The organism is Actinophytocola gossypii (assembly GCF_025165815.1).
GTDB lineage: Bacteria > Actinomycetota > Actinomycetes > Mycobacteriales > Pseudonocardiaceae > Actinophytocola > Actinophytocola gossypii.
This window is the reverse complement of record NZ_JAFFZE010000004.1, coordinates 278,461-296,518: the sequence shown is the minus strand read 5'-3', so window position 1 is coordinate 296,518 and position 18,058 is coordinate 278,461. Positions and strand designations below refer to the sequence as shown.

General features: G+C 72.6%; 18 protein-coding genes and 1 pseudogene. 12 read left to right on the top strand and 7 right to left on the bottom strand.

Features of this window, described 5'->3' with window-relative positions:
* Positions 1-66: 66 nt before the first annotated feature.
* Genes argH through JT362_RS02630 form a run of 7 tightly spaced genes read left to right on the top strand, consistent with a single transcriptional unit; the run spans position 67 to position 6,540 of the window.
* A complete protein-coding gene (gene argH, locus JT362_RS02660) occupies positions 67-1,587 on the top strand; it encodes an argininosuccinate lyase (RefSeq protein WP_260189370.1) in 1,521 nt (506 codons plus the stop codon).
* A complete protein-coding gene (locus JT362_RS02655) occupies positions 1,577-2,287 on the top strand; it encodes a succinate dehydrogenase/fumarate reductase iron-sulfur subunit (protein ID WP_260189369.1) in 711 nt (236 codons plus the stop codon). The genes argH and JT362_RS02655 overlap by 11 nt, the downstream gene beginning before the upstream one ends.
* Positions 2,274-4,004, top strand: a complete 1,731-nt coding sequence (locus JT362_RS02650) for an FAD-binding protein (protein ID WP_260189368.1) — start codon at positions 2,274-2,276, stop codon at positions 4,002-4,004. Before JT362_RS02655 ends, JT362_RS02650 begins: the two co-directional genes overlap by 14 nt.
* Entirely contained in the window at positions 4,001-4,504 is a 504-nt protein-coding gene (gene sdhC, locus JT362_RS02645) for a succinate dehydrogenase, cytochrome b556 subunit (RefSeq protein ID WP_260189367.1), read from the top strand. The genes JT362_RS02650 and sdhC overlap by 4 nt, the downstream gene beginning before the upstream one ends.
* Complete coding sequence (locus tag JT362_RS02640) at positions 4,501-4,878, top strand: succinate dehydrogenase/fumarate reductase transmembrane subunit (RefSeq protein WP_260189366.1); 378 nt, start codon at positions 4,501-4,503, stop codon at positions 4,876-4,878. The genes sdhC and JT362_RS02640 overlap by 4 nt, the downstream gene beginning before the upstream one ends.
* Positions 4,879-4,885: 7 nt before the next feature.
* Complete coding sequence (locus tag JT362_RS02635; protein ID WP_260189365.1) at positions 4,886-5,881, top strand: YeiH family protein; 996 nt, start codon at positions 4,886-4,888, stop codon at positions 5,879-5,881.
* Between the two features lie 26 nt (positions 5,882-5,907).
* The gene (locus tag JT362_RS02630; RefSeq protein ID WP_260189364.1) at positions 5,908-6,540 is read left to right on the top strand and encodes a response regulator transcription factor; all 633 of its coding nucleotides are present in this window, start codon (positions 5,908-5,910) and stop codon (positions 6,538-6,540) included.
* Here the strand turns inward: JT362_RS02630 and JT362_RS02625 are convergent.
* Both JT362_RS02625 and JT362_RS35340 read right to left on the bottom strand, forming a co-directional pair.
* Positions 6,537-7,025 carry a flavin reductase gene (locus tag JT362_RS02625; RefSeq protein ID WP_260189363.1) on the bottom strand — a complete coding sequence of 163 codons (489 nt, stop codon included), beginning with the start codon at positions 7,023-7,025 and terminating at the stop codon, positions 6,537-6,539. The genes JT362_RS02630 and JT362_RS02625 overlap by 4 nt on opposite strands.
* 69 nt (positions 7,026-7,094) lie before the next feature.
* Entirely contained in the window at positions 7,095-8,558 is a 1,464-nt protein-coding gene (locus JT362_RS35340; RefSeq protein WP_311202658.1) for a sensor histidine kinase, read from the bottom strand.
* A gap of 131 nt (positions 8,559-8,689) precedes the next feature.
* On the opposite strand from JT362_RS35340, the gene JT362_RS02615 reads away from it, so the two are divergent.
* The 3 genes from JT362_RS02615 to JT362_RS02605 are packed head-to-tail and all read left to right on the top strand — an operon-like array spanning position 8,690 to position 10,948.
* Entirely contained in the window at positions 8,690-9,805 is a 1,116-nt protein-coding gene (locus tag JT362_RS02615) for an acyl-CoA dehydrogenase family protein (protein ID WP_260189362.1), read from the top strand.
* Positions 9,806-9,824: 19 nt separating this feature from the next.
* Entirely contained in the window at positions 9,825-10,214 is a 390-nt protein-coding gene (locus JT362_RS02610) for a hypothetical protein (protein WP_260189361.1), read from the top strand.
* On the top strand, positions 10,211-10,948 hold the full coding sequence (locus JT362_RS02605; RefSeq protein WP_260189360.1) for an SDR family NAD(P)-dependent oxidoreductase: 738 nt from the start codon (positions 10,211-10,213) through the stop codon (positions 10,946-10,948). Before JT362_RS02610 ends, JT362_RS02605 begins: the two co-directional genes overlap by 4 nt.
* Before the next feature lie 5 nt (positions 10,949-10,953).
* On the opposite strand, the gene JT362_RS02600 is transcribed toward JT362_RS02605, so the two are convergent.
* From JT362_RS02600 to JT362_RS02590, 3 genes are read right to left on the bottom strand one after another with little or no spacing between them, the layout of a single operon-like run.
* A complete protein-coding gene (locus JT362_RS02600; RefSeq protein ID WP_260189359.1) occupies positions 10,954-11,256 on the bottom strand; it encodes a hypothetical protein in 303 nt (100 codons plus the stop codon).
* Between the two features lie 4 nt (positions 11,257-11,260).
* On the bottom strand, positions 11,261-12,493 hold the full coding sequence (locus JT362_RS02595) for a WXG100-like domain-containing protein (RefSeq protein ID WP_260189358.1): 1,233 nt from the start codon (positions 12,491-12,493) through the stop codon (positions 11,261-11,263).
* A 3-nt stretch (positions 12,494-12,496) separates the two neighbouring features.
* Positions 12,497-12,964 carry a hypothetical protein gene (locus tag JT362_RS02590; RefSeq protein WP_260189357.1) on the bottom strand — a complete coding sequence of 156 codons (468 nt, stop codon included), beginning with the start codon at positions 12,962-12,964 and terminating at the stop codon, positions 12,497-12,499.
* Positions 12,965-13,129: 165 nt separating this feature from the next.
* Here JT362_RS02590 and JT362_RS02585 point away from each other — a divergent pair, with 165 nt between their 5' ends.
* Positions 13,130-14,092 (top strand): lysyl oxidase family protein, encoded by a 963-nt coding sequence (locus JT362_RS02585; RefSeq protein WP_260189356.1) that lies wholly within the window; start codon positions 13,130-13,132, stop codon positions 14,090-14,092.
* Between the two features lie 27 nt (positions 14,093-14,119).
* Positions 14,120-15,547 (top strand): annotated as a pseudogene (wecB, locus tag JT362_RS02580) (non-hydrolyzing UDP-N-acetylglucosamine 2-epimerase); the annotation flags it as partial.
* A gap of 11 nt (positions 15,548-15,558) precedes the next feature.
* On the opposite strand, the gene JT362_RS02575 reads toward wecB, so the two are convergent.
* On the bottom strand, positions 15,559-16,950 hold the full coding sequence (locus tag JT362_RS02575) for an FAD-dependent oxidoreductase (RefSeq protein ID WP_260189355.1): 1,392 nt from the start codon (positions 16,948-16,950) through the stop codon (positions 15,559-15,561).
* Positions 16,950-17,783 carry a glycosyltransferase gene (locus tag JT362_RS02570; RefSeq protein WP_260189354.1) on the bottom strand — a complete coding sequence of 278 codons (834 nt, stop codon included), beginning with the start codon at positions 17,781-17,783 and terminating at the stop codon, positions 16,950-16,952. The genes JT362_RS02575 and JT362_RS02570 overlap by 1 nt, the downstream gene beginning before the upstream one ends.
* Between the last annotated feature and the right edge of the window lie 275 nt (positions 17,784-18,058).

Below are 18,058 nucleotides of genomic sequence, written 5' to 3'. Positions count from 1 at the left end.
GGCAGAGGTCAAACCACAGCGCACTGACCTGGTAACGTCCGGTCGTGCGGGGAGTTGGAGGTAGGAATGCCGGCCGAGCAACGGATCTCCCGGGAGCGGTTGACCGAAGCACCTGGCGAGGTCTACACGTCGACGGTGCTGGAGCCGAGTTTCCGGTTCATGCTCGACGAGTACTTCGACTCGCTGCTCGAGACCAACAAGGCGTGGGCGGTGATGCTCGGCGACACCGGGATCGTGCCCGCCGACCACGTCCGGTCCCTGGTGGACGCGCTGGAGCGGATGACCGCCGAGGGCGTCGGCGAGTTCGCCGAGTTCAACCCCGCCTACGAGTACTTCTACTCCCACCTCGAGCAGCGGCTCGCGGAGTACGCCGGCACGCAGGCGGCCGGCGAGATCAACCTCGGCCGCACCCGGCCCGAACCGCTCACCCGGATGGCGCTGCGGACCAGGATCCTCCGGCTGACCGAGGAACTCCTCGGGCTCGTCGACGTGCTGGCCGACCTCGCCGACCGCGAGGCCGACACCGTGATGCCACAGTGGACGCACATGCAGCCCGCCCAGCCGTCCACCTTCGGCCACTACCTGCTCGGCGTGGTCGACGCCGTGCGGCGGGACGCCCGCCGGCTCGCCGCCGCCTACACCACCACCAACGCGTGCACGCTCGGCTGCGGTGCGTTGGCCGGCACCTCCTACCCGGTGGACCGGCAGCTGGTCGCCGACCTGCTCGGCTTCGACGAGGTGCGCGAGAACACCATCGACTGCGTTGCCTCCGGCGACTACGGGCTGGAGACCAGCGCGGCGGTGGCCAACCTCGCCGTCACGCTGAGCAGGCTGTGCGAGGACCTGTACCTCTGGCACACCGACGAGTTCGCGCTGGTGGAGATCGGCGACTCGTTCTCCGGCTCGAGCAGCATGATGCCGCAGAAGAAGAACGCCTACCCCTTCGAGTACGTGCGGGCACGCTGCGCGCGGGCGGTCGGCGAGATGACCTCCGCGTTCGGCGCCCTGCACAACACGAACTTCGGCGACATCAAGGACGTCGAGGAGGAGATGGTCCCGCCGATCTTCCGCGCCTGCGACGAGATGGCGACCTCCCTGCGGCTGCTGCGCGGCACGCTCGGCACCCTGACCGTCCACCGGGAACGCTGCGCCGACCGCGCCGCCGCCGGGTTCTCCACCGCCACCGAACTGGCGGCGGTACTGCACCGCAACTCCGACCTCGACTACCGCTCGGCGCATCGCGTCGTCGGCCACCTCGTCCTGCTCGCCACCACCCGGAACATCCAGCCGTCCGATGTGGGTGCCACCCTGCTGAACGAGGCCATGCGCGACGTGCTCGGTCACGACGGCACGCTCACCGACGAGCAGGTGCGCGGCGCGCTGGATCCCCGCGGCTTCGTCGCCGCGCACCGCGTTCCCGGCGGTCCGGCACCGGAACCCGTGCGGAACGCGCTCGCCGGCGCCCGCGCCGCCGTCGCCGAGCACCGGGCCTGGCTGGACCGCGCGCGGTCCGGGCTCGACCGGGCCCACGACCGGCTCGGCGAGCGGGTCGCGGAGTACCTGAAGGAGTCCGCCGGTGCCCGGTGAGGACGTGCGGGTGAGCGTCACCCGCAGCGACCCGGACGCGCCGGCGGAGTTCACCGTCCCGCGCATCCGGCCGATGATGGTGCTGGACGCCCTGCTCGCGATCCAGCGCACCCACGACCCGGCCATCGGGTTCCGCTTCTCCTGCCGCGTAGGCATGTGCGGGACCTGCACGGTCCGGGTGGACGGCCGGTCGGTGCTGGCCTGCCAGACCGAGATCGACGAGGACACCGAGCACATCCGGGTCGACCCGCTCGCCGGGCTCCCCGTGCTGCGGGACCTCGTCGTCGACACCGCGCCGTTCTGGCGGGCCTGGGCCGCGGTCACCCCGTACCTGGTGCCCGGCGAGGACCAGGAGGTCGGGATGGACGCGGAGCCGGCGGTGATCCCGCCGGACTCCGCGGAACGCGAGACGATCGACCCCTCGCTGGACTGCATCGGCTGCGCCGCCTGCTTCTCCAGCTGCGGCATCGCCAGCGCGCGCCGCGACTTCCTCGGACCGGCCGCGCTCAACCGCGCGATGGTGCTGGTCGCCGACAGCCGGGACGCCGCGGGCGCGCACCGGATGGACGTGGTCGGCGCCGGGTCCGGTGTCGACCGCTGCCACTACATCTACGGCTGCACGGCGGCGTGCCCGAAGGGACTCGACCCGGCGCGCGCGATCCGCCGGCTGCGCAGGGGGAGGTTCGGTGGGAAGGACTGAGTTCTGGCCGGAGCCGGACGTACTCGACACCGACGTCGCCGTCGTCGGCAGCGGCGGTGCCGGGCTCATGTGCGTGCTGCACGCACTGACCGCGCGCCCCGACCTGGACGTGACGGTCGTCAGCAAGGGCGCGGTCGGCCGCTCCGGGTGCACCCGGATGGTCCAGGGCGGGTTCAACGCCGTGCTCGACCCGGCCGACTCCGTCGAACGGCACTTCCGGGACACCCTGGACGGCGGCAAGTTCCTCAACGACCAGGCACTGGCCTGGACGCTGGTGCACGACGCGCCCCGGGTGATCAACGAGCTGGAGACACGCGTCGGCTGCTTCTTCGACCGTGGCCCGGACGGCCGGATCCACCAGAAGGCGTTCGCCGGCCAGTCCTTCGACCGCACCGTGCACCGGGGCGACCTGACCGGCATCGAGATCATGGGCAGGCTGCGGGACCAGATGTTCCGGCTCGGCCCCCGCGAGCTGGAGGACGTGCGGGCGCTCGACCTGCTGCACGACGAGCACGGGCAACTCGCCGGCCTGACCGCGCTGAACGTCCGCACCGGACGCCCGCTCGTGCTGCGGGCCCGCGTGGTCGTCGTCGCCACCGGCGGCTCCGCCACCATGTACCGGGTCGCCGCGCCGGCGCGGGAGAAGACCGGCGACGGCGTCGCCATGTGCTGGCGCGCCGGGCTGCCGCTGCGCGACATGGAGATGCTGCAGTTCCACCCGACCGGGCTGCTCGCCGGGAACGCCAGGATGACCGGCGCGGTCCTCGAGGAGGGCCTGCGCGGCGCCGGGGCGCACCTCTACAACGCGGCGGGTGAGCGGTACATGGCCCGCTACGACCCGGAACGCATGGAACGGTCCACCCGGGACGTCGTGGCCAGGGCAGGCTACCTGGAGATCGCCGCCGGCCGAGGCACCGAGGAGGGCGGGGTGTTGATCGACATCTCGCACCTCGGCGTCGCGGAGGTGGAGCGCCGGTTCCCCGGGATGGTCGCGCGCACCAGGCAGATCGGCCAGGACCTCGCCCGTGGCCCGGTGCGGGTGTCCCCGACCGCGCACTTCCACATGGGCGGCGTGCTCATCGACGTCGACTGCCGCACCGAGCTGGACGGCCTGCTGGTCGCCGGCGAGGACTCCGGCGGAACCCACGGGGCCAACCGGCTCGGTGGCAACGGGGTCGCCGAGTCGACCGTGTTCGGTGCGCGCGCCGGCGACACCGCCGCCCTGCTCGCACCGGAACGCGAGCTGCGTGATCCCGCCGCCGACGAGGTGGCCGCGTCGCTGGGACGCGCGTACGGGCCACTGGCGCGCACGGAAGGCCCGTGGCCGTTCGACCTGACCACCCGGCTCAAGGAGCTGATGTGGCGGTCCGTCGGCGTGGTGCGGGACGCGGCCGGGCTCGCCGAGGCCGACAAGGAACTGGACGCGCTCGCCGAGGACGTGCAGCGGGTCGCCGTGCCCGGGCCGCCGGAGGTGAACTACGCCTGGCAGGAGGCCCTGGACCTGGCGAACCAGGTGATCGTGGCACGCACGATCGCGCACGCCGCGGCCTGGCGCACCGAGACCCGAGGGGCACACGCCCGGGCGGACTGCCCCGACACCGAGGCCGCTCCGCGCTACCTCGTGCAACGCCGCGGGGCGGACGGACCCTACGGCGGCATCACGTCCGAGGTCAGAGCAGTCGAGTTCAGCCGTCTCGCCCCGGAGGACCAGCCATGACGCTTCCGCAGTTCCTGTTCTTCTGCGCCTTCGCCGTGGTCGCGCTGGTGATCATCGCGTTCGGGGTGGTCGTGGTGCGCACCGCCCGGCTCGACGACGGCGGGCCGTTCGTGTCCAGGGCGCTGGTCGCGCGGCTCGCCAGGCCGGGCCGGGACCGCGCAGAGCTGCAGCGCTGGGCGTTCTACCTGCACCGGGTCAGCGGCGTCGGGCTGTTCGTGTTCCTGTGCCTGCACGTCGGCGACGTCAGCCTGTACGTGATCTCCAAGGACCTCTACGACGAGGTGCACCACGTGTACGGCAGCGTGCCGATGCGGATCGCCGAGGTGGGGCTGCTGTTCGGTCTGCTGTTCCACACCTTCAACGGGCTGCGGCTGGTCGCGGTGGACGTCGCCGACCTCGGGCTGGCGGCCTCCACCCGCGCGCTGTACGGAGTGCTCGCCGCGACCGTGGCGTGCGGACTCGCCGGCTCGGTGTTCATCCTGGGACCGGTGTTCGCATGACCGCCGTCCTCCCCGACACCGACTCCGGAGCCGCCCGGCGCCGCCGCGCCGCCTACGTCACGCTGCGGGTCTCCGGCCTGCTGCTCACCGTGCTGGTGCTCGGGCACTTCGCGATCACCCACGTCACCACGGACGTCGCCGACACCGACTCGCGGTTCATCGACGAGCGGTGGGCCTCGGCGCTGTGGATCGGCTGGGACGGCCTGATGCTGGCCGCGACCCTGCTGCACGCGGTACTCGGCCTGTGGGCGGTCATCGCCGACTACAGCCCCGGCCGGCGGCGGGCCTGGCGGGGCGTGCTGCTCACCGCGGCGGGCCTGGTGTTCGCCTGCGGAATGGCACTGCTCGTGGTCGCGGCGACCGGGGGCCGTTGAGCCGCCGATGACGACTCTTGTGCGCAAGGTTCTCCCGCTGGTCCCCGGGCTCGGCGTGACGCTCGCCGCGGTCGCGGTGTCGTACCTGGTCAACCTCGTCGTGCCGGTGGTGAGCGCGCTGACCGCCGCGGTGATCCTCGGCGTGGCCGCCGGCTCGACGCCGGTGCTGTCCGAGGACGTCCGCGCGGTGGTGGCCCGGCTGACCAAACGGATGCTGCGGGTCGGCGTCGTGCTGCTCGGCCTGCAGCTGGCCCTGCCAGCGGTGCTCGACCTCGGCCCCGGCGTCATCGCCGCGGTGGTCCTGACCGTCGTGGTCACCTTCTTCGGCACGATCCTGCTCGGCCGGCTGCTCGGCCTGTCCCACGGCTTGTCCGTCCTGGTCGGCACGGGGTTCTCGATCTGCGGCGCGTCGGCGGTGGCGGCCATGGAGGACGTCGTCGAGCGCGACGACTCCGACGTGGCGACCGCGATCGCGCTGGTCACCTGCTACGGCGCGCTCGCCATCGCCGCCGTTCCGCTGCTCGCGGAGTGGTTCGGGATCACCGGCACCGACGTCGGCGCCTGGTCCGGCCTCGCCGTGCACGAGGTGGCCCAGGTCGTCGCGGCCGCCACCCCGGCGGGCGCGGCGGCGGTCACCGTCGCGGTGGTGGTCAAGCTGAGCCGGGTCGTGCTGCTGGCGCCGATGGTGATGTCGGTGAGCGTGCTGGAGCGCCGCCGCTCGAGCAGGCGGGTCGACGGCGCCCGGCCGCCGCTGGTGCCGCTGTTCGTACTGGGTTTCCTGGCGATGACCGGGCTGCGCAGTGTCGAGGTGCTGCCGGCGTCCGTGCTCGACGTGGCGAAGGTGGCCTGCACGCTGCTGCTCGCCGGCGCGCTGTTCGGGCTCGGCTGCGGTGTGCGGGTCGGCAGGCTGGTGCGCACCGGCGGCCGTGCGCTGCTGCTGGGCCTGCTGTCCACGATCCTGATCGGCGCGACCTCGTTCGTCGCGCTGGCCGTGCTCGGCTGACCAGCCCGGCTGACTATCCTCGCGCCATGACCAGCGGCGGAGACGGCGCGAGGACGGCGGTGGTCCACATCGTCGACGACGACGAGGACCTCCGGCAGTCGCTCGTGTTCCTCCTGGAGAGCGTCGGCATCGAGGCGTTCACCTACCCGGACGCGGCCACGTTCCTCGCCGAGCTCGACCCGGACGAGCCGGCCGTGGTGATCGTCGACGTGCGGATGCCCGGGGTCAGCGGCTTCCAGCTGCAGGAACAGCTCGGCTGGCGCGACTACCCGGCGCCGATCGTCTTCTGCTCGGCCCACGGCGACATCCCGATGTCCGTCCGGGCGCTGCGACAGGGCGCGGTCGACTTCCTGGAGAAGCCCTACGAGCCGCAGCGGATGCTCGAGGTCGTCCAGGCGCAGCTGCGCGAGGCGCACCGGCGGTTCGCCGACCAGGCCGAGCGCCGGGCCGTGCTACGCCGCCTCGACACCCTGACCCAGCGGGAACGCGAGGTGCTGCGGCTCGTCGTCGACGGGCTGCCCAGCCAGCACATCGCCCGCGAGCTGGGCGCCAGCGTGAAGACCATCGACGTGCACCGCGCCAGGATCAAGGCCAAGACCGGCGCCGACAGCCTCGGCGCGCTCGTCCGCGACGTCCTGGTGCACCAGGTGACGGTCTAGCAGGCCGCCAGATTGTGGTAGCGCCGCCGGAAGTACACCAGCGCGCCGCTGTCCCGCTCGGTCGTCACCCGGTCGACCTCGACGAACAGCACCGAGTGCGACCCGTGTGCCCGGTCGGCGACGATCCGGCCGACCACCGAGCACAGCGCGTCGCGCAGCACCGGGACGCCCTCGGTGTCGTCCCAGGCCCCCTCGGCGAACCGCTCCGCGTGCGGCACCGCGGTGGCGCCGGCGAACCGGGCGGCCAGCTCCTCCTGGTCCGCGCCGAGCACGTTCAGGCAGATCCGGCCGTTGGCGAGCAGGATGTCGTGCGAGCGGGAGGACCGGTTCACGCAGACCAGCACGGTCGGCGGCGAGTCGGTCACCGAGCAGGCCGCGCTCACCGTCATCCCGGCCCGGCCGCCCGGTCCGTCGGTGGTGACGACGTTCACCGCGGCGGACAGGTTCGCCATCGCGGCACGGAACTCGCGTTGGGCCCGGGTCATGTCCCGACCGTACGCGCGTGGTCACGGTGCGGGAATCGAGACTTCCACCGGCTCCGCTGAAGGTTTCCCCTACGTCTCGGCCAGCGGCAGCGCGAAGCCGAACCGGGAACCGCCCTCCTCCAGGCGGTCGGCCCAGATGGTGCCGTGCTGGCGGGTGATGATGCGGTAGCTCAGCGCCAGGCCGATGCCGCTGCCGTGCTCCTTGGCGGTGAACGACTCCTCGAACGGGTCGCGCGGCAGGCCCCGGCCCTGGTCGTCGACGGTGAGCACGCCGACGCCGTCGCCGATCCCGGTGGTGATGGTGAGCCGCCGCCGGTCCGGGGCGCAGGCGGCCATCTCGTCGATGGCGTTGAAGCACAGGTTGAGCACCACCTGCCCGGTGAGCACCCGTTCGCACCGGACCGGGACCGGGTCCGGGTGCCGGTGCACGACCACCTCGACGCCGGCCGGGTCCGCCCGCAGCCGGACGAACCACAGACACTCCTCGACCACGTCGTTGAGGTCCACCACCTGCCGCACGTGCTCGAGGTGACCCACGAACGCGCGCACCGACCCCACGATCGTGCTCGCCCGCTCGATCTGCCGCACCGCGCTGTCCACCCCGTACGCCAGCCGCTCGTCCTCCGGCGCGCGGGCCCGCACCCCGGCGAGGAAGTTCCCCGCCGCGGCGAGCGGCTGACCCAGCTCGTGCGCGATCGCCATCGCCATGTCGCCCATCGCGTTGTAGCGGGCCAGGTAGTTCTCCCGGTGCAGCTCCCGCTCCCGGCGCACCGCGTCCTGCACCCGGTCGGACACGTCGTGCAGGATCATCAGCAGCCCGCCGTCGTCCTCCCGCAGCCGCTCCAGGCCACCCTCCAGCCACACCGGATCACCGTCCGGGCGGGGGACCTCCAGCTGGACCGCGACCACCGGGTCGGCCCGCTCCAGCGCCTCCGCCCAGGTCGCCTGCCGGCCGGCGACCCGCAGCCGCCCGTAGCTCGTCAGCTCGCCGAGCGGCTCGTTCACCCGGGCGCCGAGCAGTTCAACGGCCGTGTCGGTGGCGAAGCGCAGCGCACCGGTGGCGTCGAGCATCAGGGCGACCGTCGAGGTGTGCCGGGCGAGCGCGTCGACGTAGGACGTGGTCAGCCGCAGCTCCCGCTCGATCTCCTGCTCCCGCTCGATGTCGCGGAACTGCACCATCACCGCCGGCCCCTGCGCCAGCTCCACCCGCACCGCGAGCGCGTCGGTCGGGATCACCCGGCCCGACTTCGCCCGGTAGTGCCACTCGATGCTGCTGGCGCCCTTCTCGACGGCCTCCTGCAGCCACGCCCGGCCGATCACCCGGCTGTACTGTTGCGCGGAGCTGCTCATGTCGTTGGCCTTGAGCGGCCGCAGCTCGGTGACGCTCCACTCGAGCATCTCGCACGCCGCCGGGTTGGCCCAGAGGATGTCCTTGGTGGGAGCGTCGTGCACGAGCACACACAGCCGGGTGGCGTTCATCATGGCGACGAAGTCGTCCGTGACGAGCTCGGGTGCACGGGGGTCGACCTGCATCCCGTCAGGGTAGGTCGGGCCGCCCCGGCGCACGCACTGAAGGAATCCCCTACGCCGGCAGGGGCAATACCGATTCCGGCCGCCCGCCACGACCTCGTACCGTCGCGGGCAGCCAGGACCGAGGAGCGCAGATGACCACATTCGACGGCGTGCTGGCGGAGCTCGCCGAGCGGCGCGTGGAGTTCCGCGAGCAGCGTTACGTGCCGAGGGACTTCGTCGACCGGCTCAAGGAGCTCGGGCTCTACCGGGCCGCCACCCCCGCCAAGTTCGGCGGCGAGCCGCTGCCACCCGCCGACTTCCTCGACCGGATCGAGCGGATCTCGGTCGTCGACGGCTCCACCGGCTGGGTCGCCAGCTTCGGCTCCGCGCTCATCTACCTCGCCGCCCTGCCGGTGGAGACCCAGGCCGAGCTGTACCGGGACGGCCCGGACGTCGTGTTCGCCGGCGGCCTGTTCCCGGTCCAGGCCGCCGCGCCGACCGAGCGCGGCTACACCGTCGACGGGCACTGGAAGTTCGCCAGCGGCTGTGTCGCCGCCGACGTCATCGGCGTGGGCATCCGCGACGCCGAGGCCGCGGACGGCAAGCCGAGGGTCGCGGTGCTGCGTCCGGAGGACGTCGAGATCGTGCGGGACTGGGACGTCGTCGGCATGCGCGGCACCGGGTCCTTCGACCTCGTCGTGCGCGGGGTCGAGGTGCCGAGGGAGTGGACGTTCATCCGCGGCGGGTCGCCGACCGTGGACGAGCCGCTCTACCGCTACCCGACGATCGCCTACGCCGCGCAGGTGCTCGCCGTCGTCGGCGCCGGTGTCGCGCGGGCCGCGCTGGACTACGCCGAGGAGGTCGGCGCCGGGTACGCCGGGGTGACCGGCGCGCCCAAGCTCGCCGACCGCCCGTACTACCGCGCCGAGATCGCCCGCGCCGAGGCCGCGCTGCGCTCGGCCAGGGCCTGGTTCTACGAGGTCAGCCACGAGGTGTGGGAGACCGTCGTCGCCGGCGACCCGGCCACCGACGAGCAGAACGCCCACCTGCGGCTGTCCTCCGCGCACCTGGCCAGGACGTCCTCGGACGTGGTCGGCAGCCTCGTCGAGATCTCCGGCACCGCGCCGATCGGCAGCACGCACCCGCTGCAGCTGCTGCTCGGCGACGCGCTCGTGCCCAAGCAGCACGCCTTCCTCGGCCCGGCGATGTACGACGCGGCCGGCGCCGTCCTGATGGGACTGCCGCCCACCACCCCCGGCTTCCGCTGACCCACCGCTAGGAGACGACATGCTCCGGGTGCTGTTCTGCATCGGCATCAACCAGAACTTCTTCGACCTGCCAACCGACGGAATCACGGGCGGGCACGTCTGGCAGGCGTTCGTGTCGATGATGGACCAGCTCAAGGCCCTGCCCGGAGTGCACTTCATCGGCGACATGGACGACGACTCGCACATGGTCGGCCCGTCCGACGGCTGGCCGTGGACCTGCTACATCCTCGCCGACGTGGACACCCAGGAGACCGTCAAGGCCGCGTGCAACCTGTTCCGCACCACGCAGGTCGGCGGTGGCGATGTCGACGGTGACGTGAAGCTCTGGCGGTTCGCCAAGATCGAGGCCCGCATCGGCCGCGCGCTCACCGTCCGCGACGACGTCACCCTCCCCGGCGCGGCGGAATGACCGCCGGTCAGGTCGCGGTCGTCACCGGCGGTGCGCGTGGGCTGGGGGAGCACATCGCGCGCAGACTGCGCACCGGCGGTTACCGCGTCGCCGTCGCCGACCTGGACGGCGCTGCCGCGACGGCGCTCGCGACCACGCTCGGCGGCGACGCCCGCGGCTACCCGGTGGACGTGAGCGACCGGGCGGCGCTCGAACGGCTGCTGGCCGACGTACTGGCCGACTTCGGCGACGTGCACGTCCTGGTGAACAACGCCGCCCGCACCCAGGCCAAGCCGCTGCTGGAGATCACCCCCGACGAGCTGGCCGCGGTGCTCGCGGTGAACCTCGGCGGGACGTTCCACGCCTGCCAGGTGTTCGGCGCCCACCTCGCGGAGCGCGGCTACGGCCGGATCGTGAACCTCGCGTCGCTGGCCGGCCAGAACGGCGGCACGGCGACCGGCGGCCACTACGCGTCGTCCAAGGGCGCGGTCCTGTCGGCGACCAAGGTGTTCGCCCGCGAGCTCGCGTCCCGGGGCGTCACGGTCAACGCGGTCTCGCCGGGCCCGCTGGACACCCCGATGGTCCGTGAGATCGTCGGCGAGGAGAACCTCGACGCGTTCGCCGGCACCATCCCCGTCGGCCGGCTCGGCGACCCGGCCTTCATCGCCGAGATGGTCGCCCTGCTCGCGTCCCCCGGCGCCGCGTCGGTCACCGGCGCCTGCTGGGACGCCAACGGCGGCCTCCACCTGCGCTGACTCGGCTACGTGAGCAGCGCGGCGTTGTCGGCGTCCGTGGTGACGTAGGCCGCCACGGACGCGTCGCCGCTCGCCGCGAGCTGACCCGGCACCCGCGTGCAGGTGTCGGCCGCGGCGCACACCTCGTCGGCGTGGCGCTGGTAGCCCTGGAGGAACGCCTGCCCGAGCACGCCCTGGCCCAGCTGCCCGGCGGCCGCCCTGATCGCCGAGGACGCGCTGGACCAGGCAGTCGTGAGGTCCGCGCCGGCGGCGTCGAGCTGGTTCATCGCGTGCCCGGCCTCGGCGGGCGCCATGTGGAACTGGGTCATCGGGTCAGTTCCTCTCCCCGTCGGAGTCGTTGGGCCCGAGCGCGGCGACGTTCGGCACCGCGACGCGGGTGTGGGTCTCGTCCGGCGCTGGGTAGTGCCTGCTGGCCGGAATGTGTGTCGCGTTCGCGATGTCGTCGTCCTTCCGGACCGTGCTGATGTGGTGGCTGTTGCCCGCTTCGTCGGCGTAACCCTTGAAGTAGCCGTCCTCCACCCGCATCCGGTAGACCGGGCCCCGGGCCGCGTTCCCCACGTCCTCTCCCTTCTGTGCGGCCTTCTCGAAGCGTTTGGTGTCGAGCCCGTGGGCGTGCCGGGTGACCTGCCCGAGCTTCGGGTCGGTCCACGTGTGCTTGGTCCCGACCGGGAAGCGCTTGGTCGGCGTGAACGGCAGCGTCTCCGCGCGCAGTGGTACCCCCGGCGGTCGGTTCTTGACGAACGCCAGTGCTGCGGTGGGGCTGGTGACCGGCTGGAGCCGCACCGCCTCGTTGATCGCCTTGTAGCCGAGCTTTCCTCCGGTCGCGGCCCAGCCCGCGATCGGGACCATGGCGGCGAGGGAGAGGCCGGCGTTGACCCAGTCGCCCTCGGCGGCGTACCAGCCGGCGTTGATCGCGTCCGCCGCCTCGCCGACCACCGGCACCAGCCCGATGACGTCCAGCGCGGTGTGGCCGAGGTCGGACCAGAAGTTCCCGTCGTCCTTCCTGGGCGCCGGCGGCGGTGGGGCGGGTGGGGGAGGCGGGGGTTGCGGCACCGCCCCGGCCGCCCCGGTGCTCAGGGCCGCGGCCCGCGCCTCGACCATGCTCCGCAGGCTCCCGGCGATCGACGTGGCCAGCCGCTGTTGCAGCGCCGCCCCGAGCGCGCCGAACAGGGGGTTGCCGAGCAGCGTGTACAGACCGTTGTTGGCCGCGATGGTCGAGACGATGTCGTTCTTCACCGCGACCAGTTCGGCCGCGTAGCCGTCGCCGCGGCTGGCGGCCAGCTCCATCTGCGGCTGGAGGTCGGCCATCGGCCTGGACCGGTCGGCGACGGTCGTGTCGAAGCCCCCACCGGCCGGGTCCTGCCAGGCGGCGTGTGCCGCGTTGCCGGCGCTGATCGAGCGGGACGCTCCCATGACCATCGCCGCCCCGCCTTGGCGCCAGGCGTCCGCGAGCGCGGTCGCCGCCGCCTCCTGGTCCAGCGGCCACGGGTCGTAGATCGCCTTGACCGCGCTCCACAGCGGGCCGGACGGTTCGGACACGGGCATCGACTACTCGCCGTCCACGAAGCTCAGGGTGTCCAGGAACGCGTCGAAGTCGGGGATGACCTCGGCGAACTGGTCCACCGTGCAGGTCAGTACGGCCCGCAGGACGGTCTGGGTGCGGCCCCGGCCACGCGCGGCGTAGATCTCGGCCCGCGTGACCTCCCAGGTCCGACCGTTGACCTCGGCGGTCAGCAGCAACTGCTGGGCGAACCCGTCCGGGAAGTCGCCGCGGTCGATGATCCGCAGGTCCGGCGACTCGGCCCGCAGCCGGGACACCGTCTCGTCGGCGATCTCCGGCAGCGTGTCGCCGTCGGTCCGGTTGGTGGCGTGCACGGTCAGGTTGGCGGTGAACCCGGACGCCGCGCTCGCCACGTGCAGCGCGGCGAACGTGCCGTCCGGAGCCGGTTCACCGGCCGGCTCCCACCCGCCCGGCAGGCGGAACTCGATCTCCGCCGGCGGTCGCGTTCCCACCATGCGCCCGAGGGTCGCACGCGGCCGGCTCCCCGTGGACCGCGCTGACAGCTTCCGGTCAGCGGATGTCATCACTCGATCGGTTGGATCTTTGTCGTGGGATTCGGGTCCGGCGCCACCTGATCGCTAGGTTGGCGCTGTTCACTGTGGACCCTGGGGGTGGGTGTGATGATCAAGAGGTACGTCGCGGCCGCGGTCGCGGTGCTGGCCGCGACGACGCTCGTGTCCGGGGCGAGCGCGACGCCGGGCGAGACGCCGGGCAATGGGTGGCTGTTGCCCGACCTGCGACAGGCGCCGGTCGGCTGTCCCGGCGGGTACGGCGGCGACCCGGCGGTGTGCGTCGACTGGGACGTGTGCATGGTCGAGGACGCCACCGCGCCGAACGGGCCGTGTGTGACGACCGGGCGGATCGGGGCGGTGCGGCTGCGGTTCACCTCGTCGGAGGACAACGTCGGGGACGGGCCGCTGCTGCTCTACGCCCACCGCGACGGCACCGACGTGCCGACGATGACCGTGCGGCAGGCGTTCCAGAACAGCGCGGACGGGTCCGTTCCCCGCACGTTCGGCGCCGCCCAGCGCGACACCACGACCTACGCCTACTACGAGCCCGCCCGTAGCCACCAGCACTGGCACCTGATGGGTTTCGAGCGGTACCGGCTGCGCACCCCGGGTGGCCAGGAACTCGTGGCCGACCGCAAGAACGGGTTCTGCCTCGGCGACCGGTACGACTCCCACGACGCCGTCACCCTGCCCGGGCTGCCGCACCGCGGCGACGCCGTGGCGCTCGCGCGGTACCTGCGCGGCAACATGTGCGGGCACCACAACCCGCTCGCCCGCGACGTCGTACTGGGCATCTCGGTCGGCAAGGGCGACGACTACCGCCACGACGTCGACTTCCAGTGGCTCGACATCACCGCCGTGCCCTCCGGCGTCTACGACCTGGTGAACACCGTGAACGCCGACCGCACGCTGCTGGAAACCGACTACGCCAACAACTCCTCGTCGGTCGCGATCTCGCTGCGGTGGCCGGGCGGCGCGCGTACCACGCCGGAGGTGATCACCGCGCCGCCGGAGGTGCGGCTGCTGCGCAGTTGCCCCGGCCGGGCCAGTTGCGCCTCCGGGGACGGATGATCCGCGCGCCACGCCGGTTGTCACCCGATGGACGTACATGACCGGTCGCCGACCCCGTCGGGAAGTACGTTCGCACCGTCGAACCCGGAGATGAGTCGCACAGTGGGGGTTCCGTTGGCGGACAACGGTGATGAGGACAGAGTCGTCGAGATCGCGATCGTGCTGCGGTGCGGGTGCGACAGCGGGCGGTGCGGTCGCCAGGTCGGGCTCGTCTACGCGCACGGCTCCCGGCTGACGCTGGTCAACGATCTCGGCGCGGGACAGAGCAACGCCACCGTGTCGCGGCACGTCGTTCCCGCCGACTTCCAGGGCTCGGCCGATCTCACGTCCTGCCCAGGAACCCGCACCTGGGTGCCGTTCACCGCGTTCAAGGAGCCCTACGAGGGTTTCCTCGCCTCCGGCCGCCGCAGGCCGGTCGAGCTGCGCCTCGACGCGGAGTCCACATCGGACACCATCACGGTCGTCTGCGGCACCCGGCCGGAACTCATCAAGTGCGGGCCGCTGATCCGCTACTTCGGCGAACGCGCTTCGGTCGTCTACACCGGACAGCACTACGACTCCGCCATGTACGACCAGATCCGGCGCGACATCGCCATGCCGGGATCGTTCCACGAACTCGCCGTCGACCGCACCAGCCGCGGCCGGCAGCTCGGCGCCGCGGTCGCCGCCGTCGACCAGGTCCTCGCCGCGCATCCCACCTCCGCCGTGCTCGTGCAGGGCGACACCACGTCCGCGCTGGCCGGCGCGCTCGCCGCGAACGCCAACTCCGTGCCACTCGTGCACGTCGAGGCCGGGCTGCGTAGCTTCGACCGCGCGATGCCAGAGGAACACAACCGGGTGCTGATCGACCACCTCGCCGACCTGTGCTGCGCGCCGACCGCGCTGAACCGGGAGAACCTCCTCGCCGAGCAGATCCCGCCGCACCGGGTCGCGGTCACCGGCAACACGGTCGTCGAGGCGCTGCGCGCGGCGGCACCCGACACCGCCGCCCGGGACCGGGTGCTGGCCGGACTCGGGCTCGCGCCGGACGGCTACCTGGTGGCCACCATCCACCGCCCGGAGAACGTGGACGACCGGCACAACCTGGAACTGATCCTGCGCGTGCTGAACCGGCTGCCGCTGCCGGTCGTCGTTCCGCTGCACCCCAGGATGGCCAGGCGGGTCGAGGAGTTCGGCCTGGACGCGCTGCTCGCCGAGCTGCGCGTGATCGAGCCGCAGGCCTACCCGGCGTTCCTGGCACTGGTGTCCGGCGCCGCGGTCGTGGTGTCCGACTCCGGCGGCATCCAGGAGGAGGTGAGCGTGCTCAAGCGCCCGGTCGTCGTGGTGCGCCGCAGCACCGAACGTCCGGAGATCGAGGGCACTTTCGGCACCCTCGTCCCGCCGGGGCCGCGGGTCCGGCACGAGGTCCTGCGCTGGCTGGACGACGTGCCGGGCCACCGCGCGCGGCTGGCCGCGATCCCGTCGCCCTACGGCACCGGGTCGCCGTCGGCGCGGATCGCGGCGGCGGTGCGGCGGCTGCTGGCCGGGTCGGGATCGCCGGCGGAGTCCCCGGCGGAGTCGCGGGCGGCCGTGGCGGTGCCGATGGCCGCGGCGACCTGATTCGCCAGGCGCACGCTCGAGTTCCAGCTGGTGACCGCCGGGTACACGTGCGCGGTGGTCGCCAGCAGGAGCGAGGTCCCGGCCACCTCCACCGGCGGCCGCCGCGCCAGATATCCCAGCGGGTACACCGGTTCCACGAACGGCGCCTTGAACACCCGCACCTCGTCGACGTCCGCCGCGCGCAGCGGGAGTCCTGAGTAGAGGGTGCACAGCTGCTCGGTCCACCGCGCGGCGATGCCGGCGTCGTCCTCGTGGAACAGCGGGTCGTCGCGGTCGACGTAACGCATCGCGTACGCCAGGTGCCGGCCGTCGTAGGGCGCGACGCCGGCCAGCGCGGACATCTCCACCAGACCGTCGAAGTCGGTGCCCGAGCGCACCACCGGCGTCCAGTAGTGCCCGGCGAGCGGGCGGCGCAGGAAGAACAACGCGTTCACCACACCCTGGTAGGGCACCTCGACGGCGGGCAGCCGCGCGGCGAGGTCGTCGTCGGCGACCCTGCGCAGCTGCGGCAGCGGCAGCGTGGACACCACCCGGTCGGCGTCGAGCGTCTCGCCGCCGGGCAGCGTGACCCGCATGCCGGCGTCCAGGACGGACATCCGCTCGACCGGGGTCGAGACGCGGACCGTGGCGCCGCGTGCCTCGAGCGCGGCACGCAGCGCGTCGATGATCGACTTGTAGCCGCCCGCCGGGTAGCCCCGGGTGGCGACGTTGCGCTCGCGGCCGAGCCGCTGCCACAGGTACAGCGCGGGCACGTCCGGGAAGGACCGGCCGAACTTCGCGCCGAACATCGGCGCCAGCAGGGTCTCCCAGACGGCGTCGCCGTACAGGCCACGCAGCCAGTCCTCGGTGCGGGTGCGGTCGAGGTCCCGGCCGCGACCCAGCTGCCGCAGCAGCAGCGACACCACGCCGAAGCGGACGCGGTCCAACGGGCGCAGCGGGGAGAACCGGAGCAGGTCGGCCGCGGTGTTGAACGGGTGGTGCCGCCCACCGACGACCATGCCCATGCTCGTGCGCCGCCAGCCGACCGTGTCGCGCAGGCCCAGCTCGTCGAGCAGGCCGAGCAGGTCGTCGTCGGAGGGCATCACGCAGTGGTAGAAGCGCTCGACCCAGCCGTCCCGCCACGGGAAGAACGTGCCGAGCCCGCCGAGTTGGTCGCTGCCCTCGAGCAGGGTCACCCGGTGCCCGCTGCGGGCGAGCCGGTGCGCGACCGCGAGGCCGCAGATGCCGCCGCCGACGACCGTGACGGAGCCGGTGCCCATCACAGCTCCCGGTGCGGCGGCGGCGTGAGCCGCGTACGCAGCAGCAGCAGGAGGTACTGGCCGACGGTGCGGCGCAGGGCGAGCTTGCTGGCGCCGGGTTTGCGGTCGTAGCGCAGCGGCAGCGGGACCTCGGCGACCACCGGGTCGCAGTGCCTGAGCTTGAGCAGCAGCTCCACCATGCAGGCGAAGCCGCGTTCCTCGACCAGCCGTTCGCCCCAGTGCAGCGTCGCCCGTTCCAGCAGGTCGACCCGGTAGGCGCGGTAGCCGCTGGTGAAGTCGCGCACGCCGTCGACCCGCAGCACGCGGCGGAACAGCAGCGCGGCGGCCCGGGACAGCAGCCTGCGCAGCGGCGGGGCGGTGCTGTCGTCGCCGCCGGGGACGAACCGGGAGCAGATCGCGATGTCCGCGCCGGCCTGGATCTGGTCGAGCAGCGGACGCAGCAGCGCGGGGTCGTGGGTGTCGTCGGCGTCCATGACGACCGCGACGTCGTCGTCGCCCGCCACGTCGAGCACGGCGTGCAGACCGGTGCGCAGCGCCTGGCCGAGCCCGGCGTTGGCGTCGTGGCGCACCAGGCGCACGTCGAGGCCCGGCACGCCCGCCTCGGCGACGGCGGCGGTGTCGTCGACGGAGCCGTCGTCGACCACCCAGACGGTGAGCTGCTCGGTGCTGGCCTGCGCGGCGAGCCGGTCCAGCAGGGAGGGGAGCGCGGCCGCCTCGTTGTAGGCGGGCAGCACGACGTGCGCGCGGCCCCTGGACCGGATGCGGGTGGCGCGCGCCGCGGGTTGGACCTCCGGTGCCGGCGCGTCGAGCACCTGGACCTCTTCGACTGCCACTCGTACCCCTCACCAATGATCGACTTCGGGAAGCAGCAGAATTATCGCCCTGTTCGGTCTCTTTGCTGGCGCGTCCCTCGGCATTTTTCGGCCGGTTCCGTGAAAATCGAGCAATGGTCGGACAATGCGGTGACACGAACGGCAGTCAGTTGCCTGAAGGAGTGAAGATGCAGGTCCTCGATGGGGTGAATAGCGACGGTTGAACGTGCTCCTTCTAACGCAGAGATATTCGTGAACGCTTTGGCGACCTCTTTCGGGTGGATTTGAATGGGTGA

Coding starts and splice junctions, on each gene's coding strand:
- JT362_RS35340 (WP_311202658.1), bottom strand. CDS start 8,558: ATGCAGGTCGACCCCCGTGCACCCGAGCTCGTCACGGACGACTTCGTC.
- JT362_RS02575 (WP_260189355.1), bottom strand. CDS start 16,950: ATGGGCACCGGCTCCGTCACGGTCGTCGGCGGCGGCATCTGCGGCCTC.
- JT362_RS02610 (WP_260189361.1), top strand. CDS start 9,825: ATGCTCCGGGTGCTGTTCTGCATCGGCATCAACCAGAACTTCTTCGAC.
- JT362_RS02630 (WP_260189364.1), top strand. CDS start 5,908: ATGACCAGCGGCGGAGACGGCGCGAGGACGGCGGTGGTCCACATCGTC.
- argH (WP_260189370.1), top strand. CDS start 67: ATGCCGGCCGAGCAACGGATCTCCCGGGAGCGGTTGACCGAAGCACCT.
- JT362_RS02595 (WP_260189358.1), bottom strand. CDS start 12,493: ATGCCCGTGTCCGAACCGTCCGGCCCGCTGTGGAGCGCGGTCAAGGCG.
- JT362_RS02635 (WP_260189365.1), top strand. CDS start 4,886: ATGACGACTCTTGTGCGCAAGGTTCTCCCGCTGGTCCCCGGGCTCGGC.
- JT362_RS02585 (WP_260189356.1), top strand. CDS start 13,130: ATGATCAAGAGGTACGTCGCGGCCGCGGTCGCGGTGCTGGCCGCGACG.
- JT362_RS02605 (WP_260189360.1), top strand. CDS start 10,211: ATGACCGCCGGTCAGGTCGCGGTCGTCACCGGCGGTGCGCGTGGGCTG.
- JT362_RS02640 (WP_260189366.1), top strand. CDS start 4,501: ATGACCGCCGTCCTCCCCGACACCGACTCCGGAGCCGCCCGGCGCCGC.
- JT362_RS02625 (WP_260189363.1), bottom strand. CDS start 7,025: ATGACCCGGGCCCAACGCGAGTTCCGTGCCGCGATGGCGAACCTGTCC.
- JT362_RS02600 (WP_260189359.1), bottom strand. CDS start 11,256: ATGACCCAGTTCCACATGGCGCCCGCCGAGGCCGGGCACGCGATGAAC.
- sdhC (WP_260189367.1), top strand. CDS start 4,001: ATGACGCTTCCGCAGTTCCTGTTCTTCTGCGCCTTCGCCGTGGTCGCG.
- JT362_RS02615 (WP_260189362.1), top strand. CDS start 8,690: ATGACCACATTCGACGGCGTGCTGGCGGAGCTCGCCGAGCGGCGCGTG.
- JT362_RS02590 (WP_260189357.1), bottom strand. CDS start 12,964: ATGGTGGGAACGCGACCGCCGGCGGAGATCGAGTTCCGCCTGCCGGGC.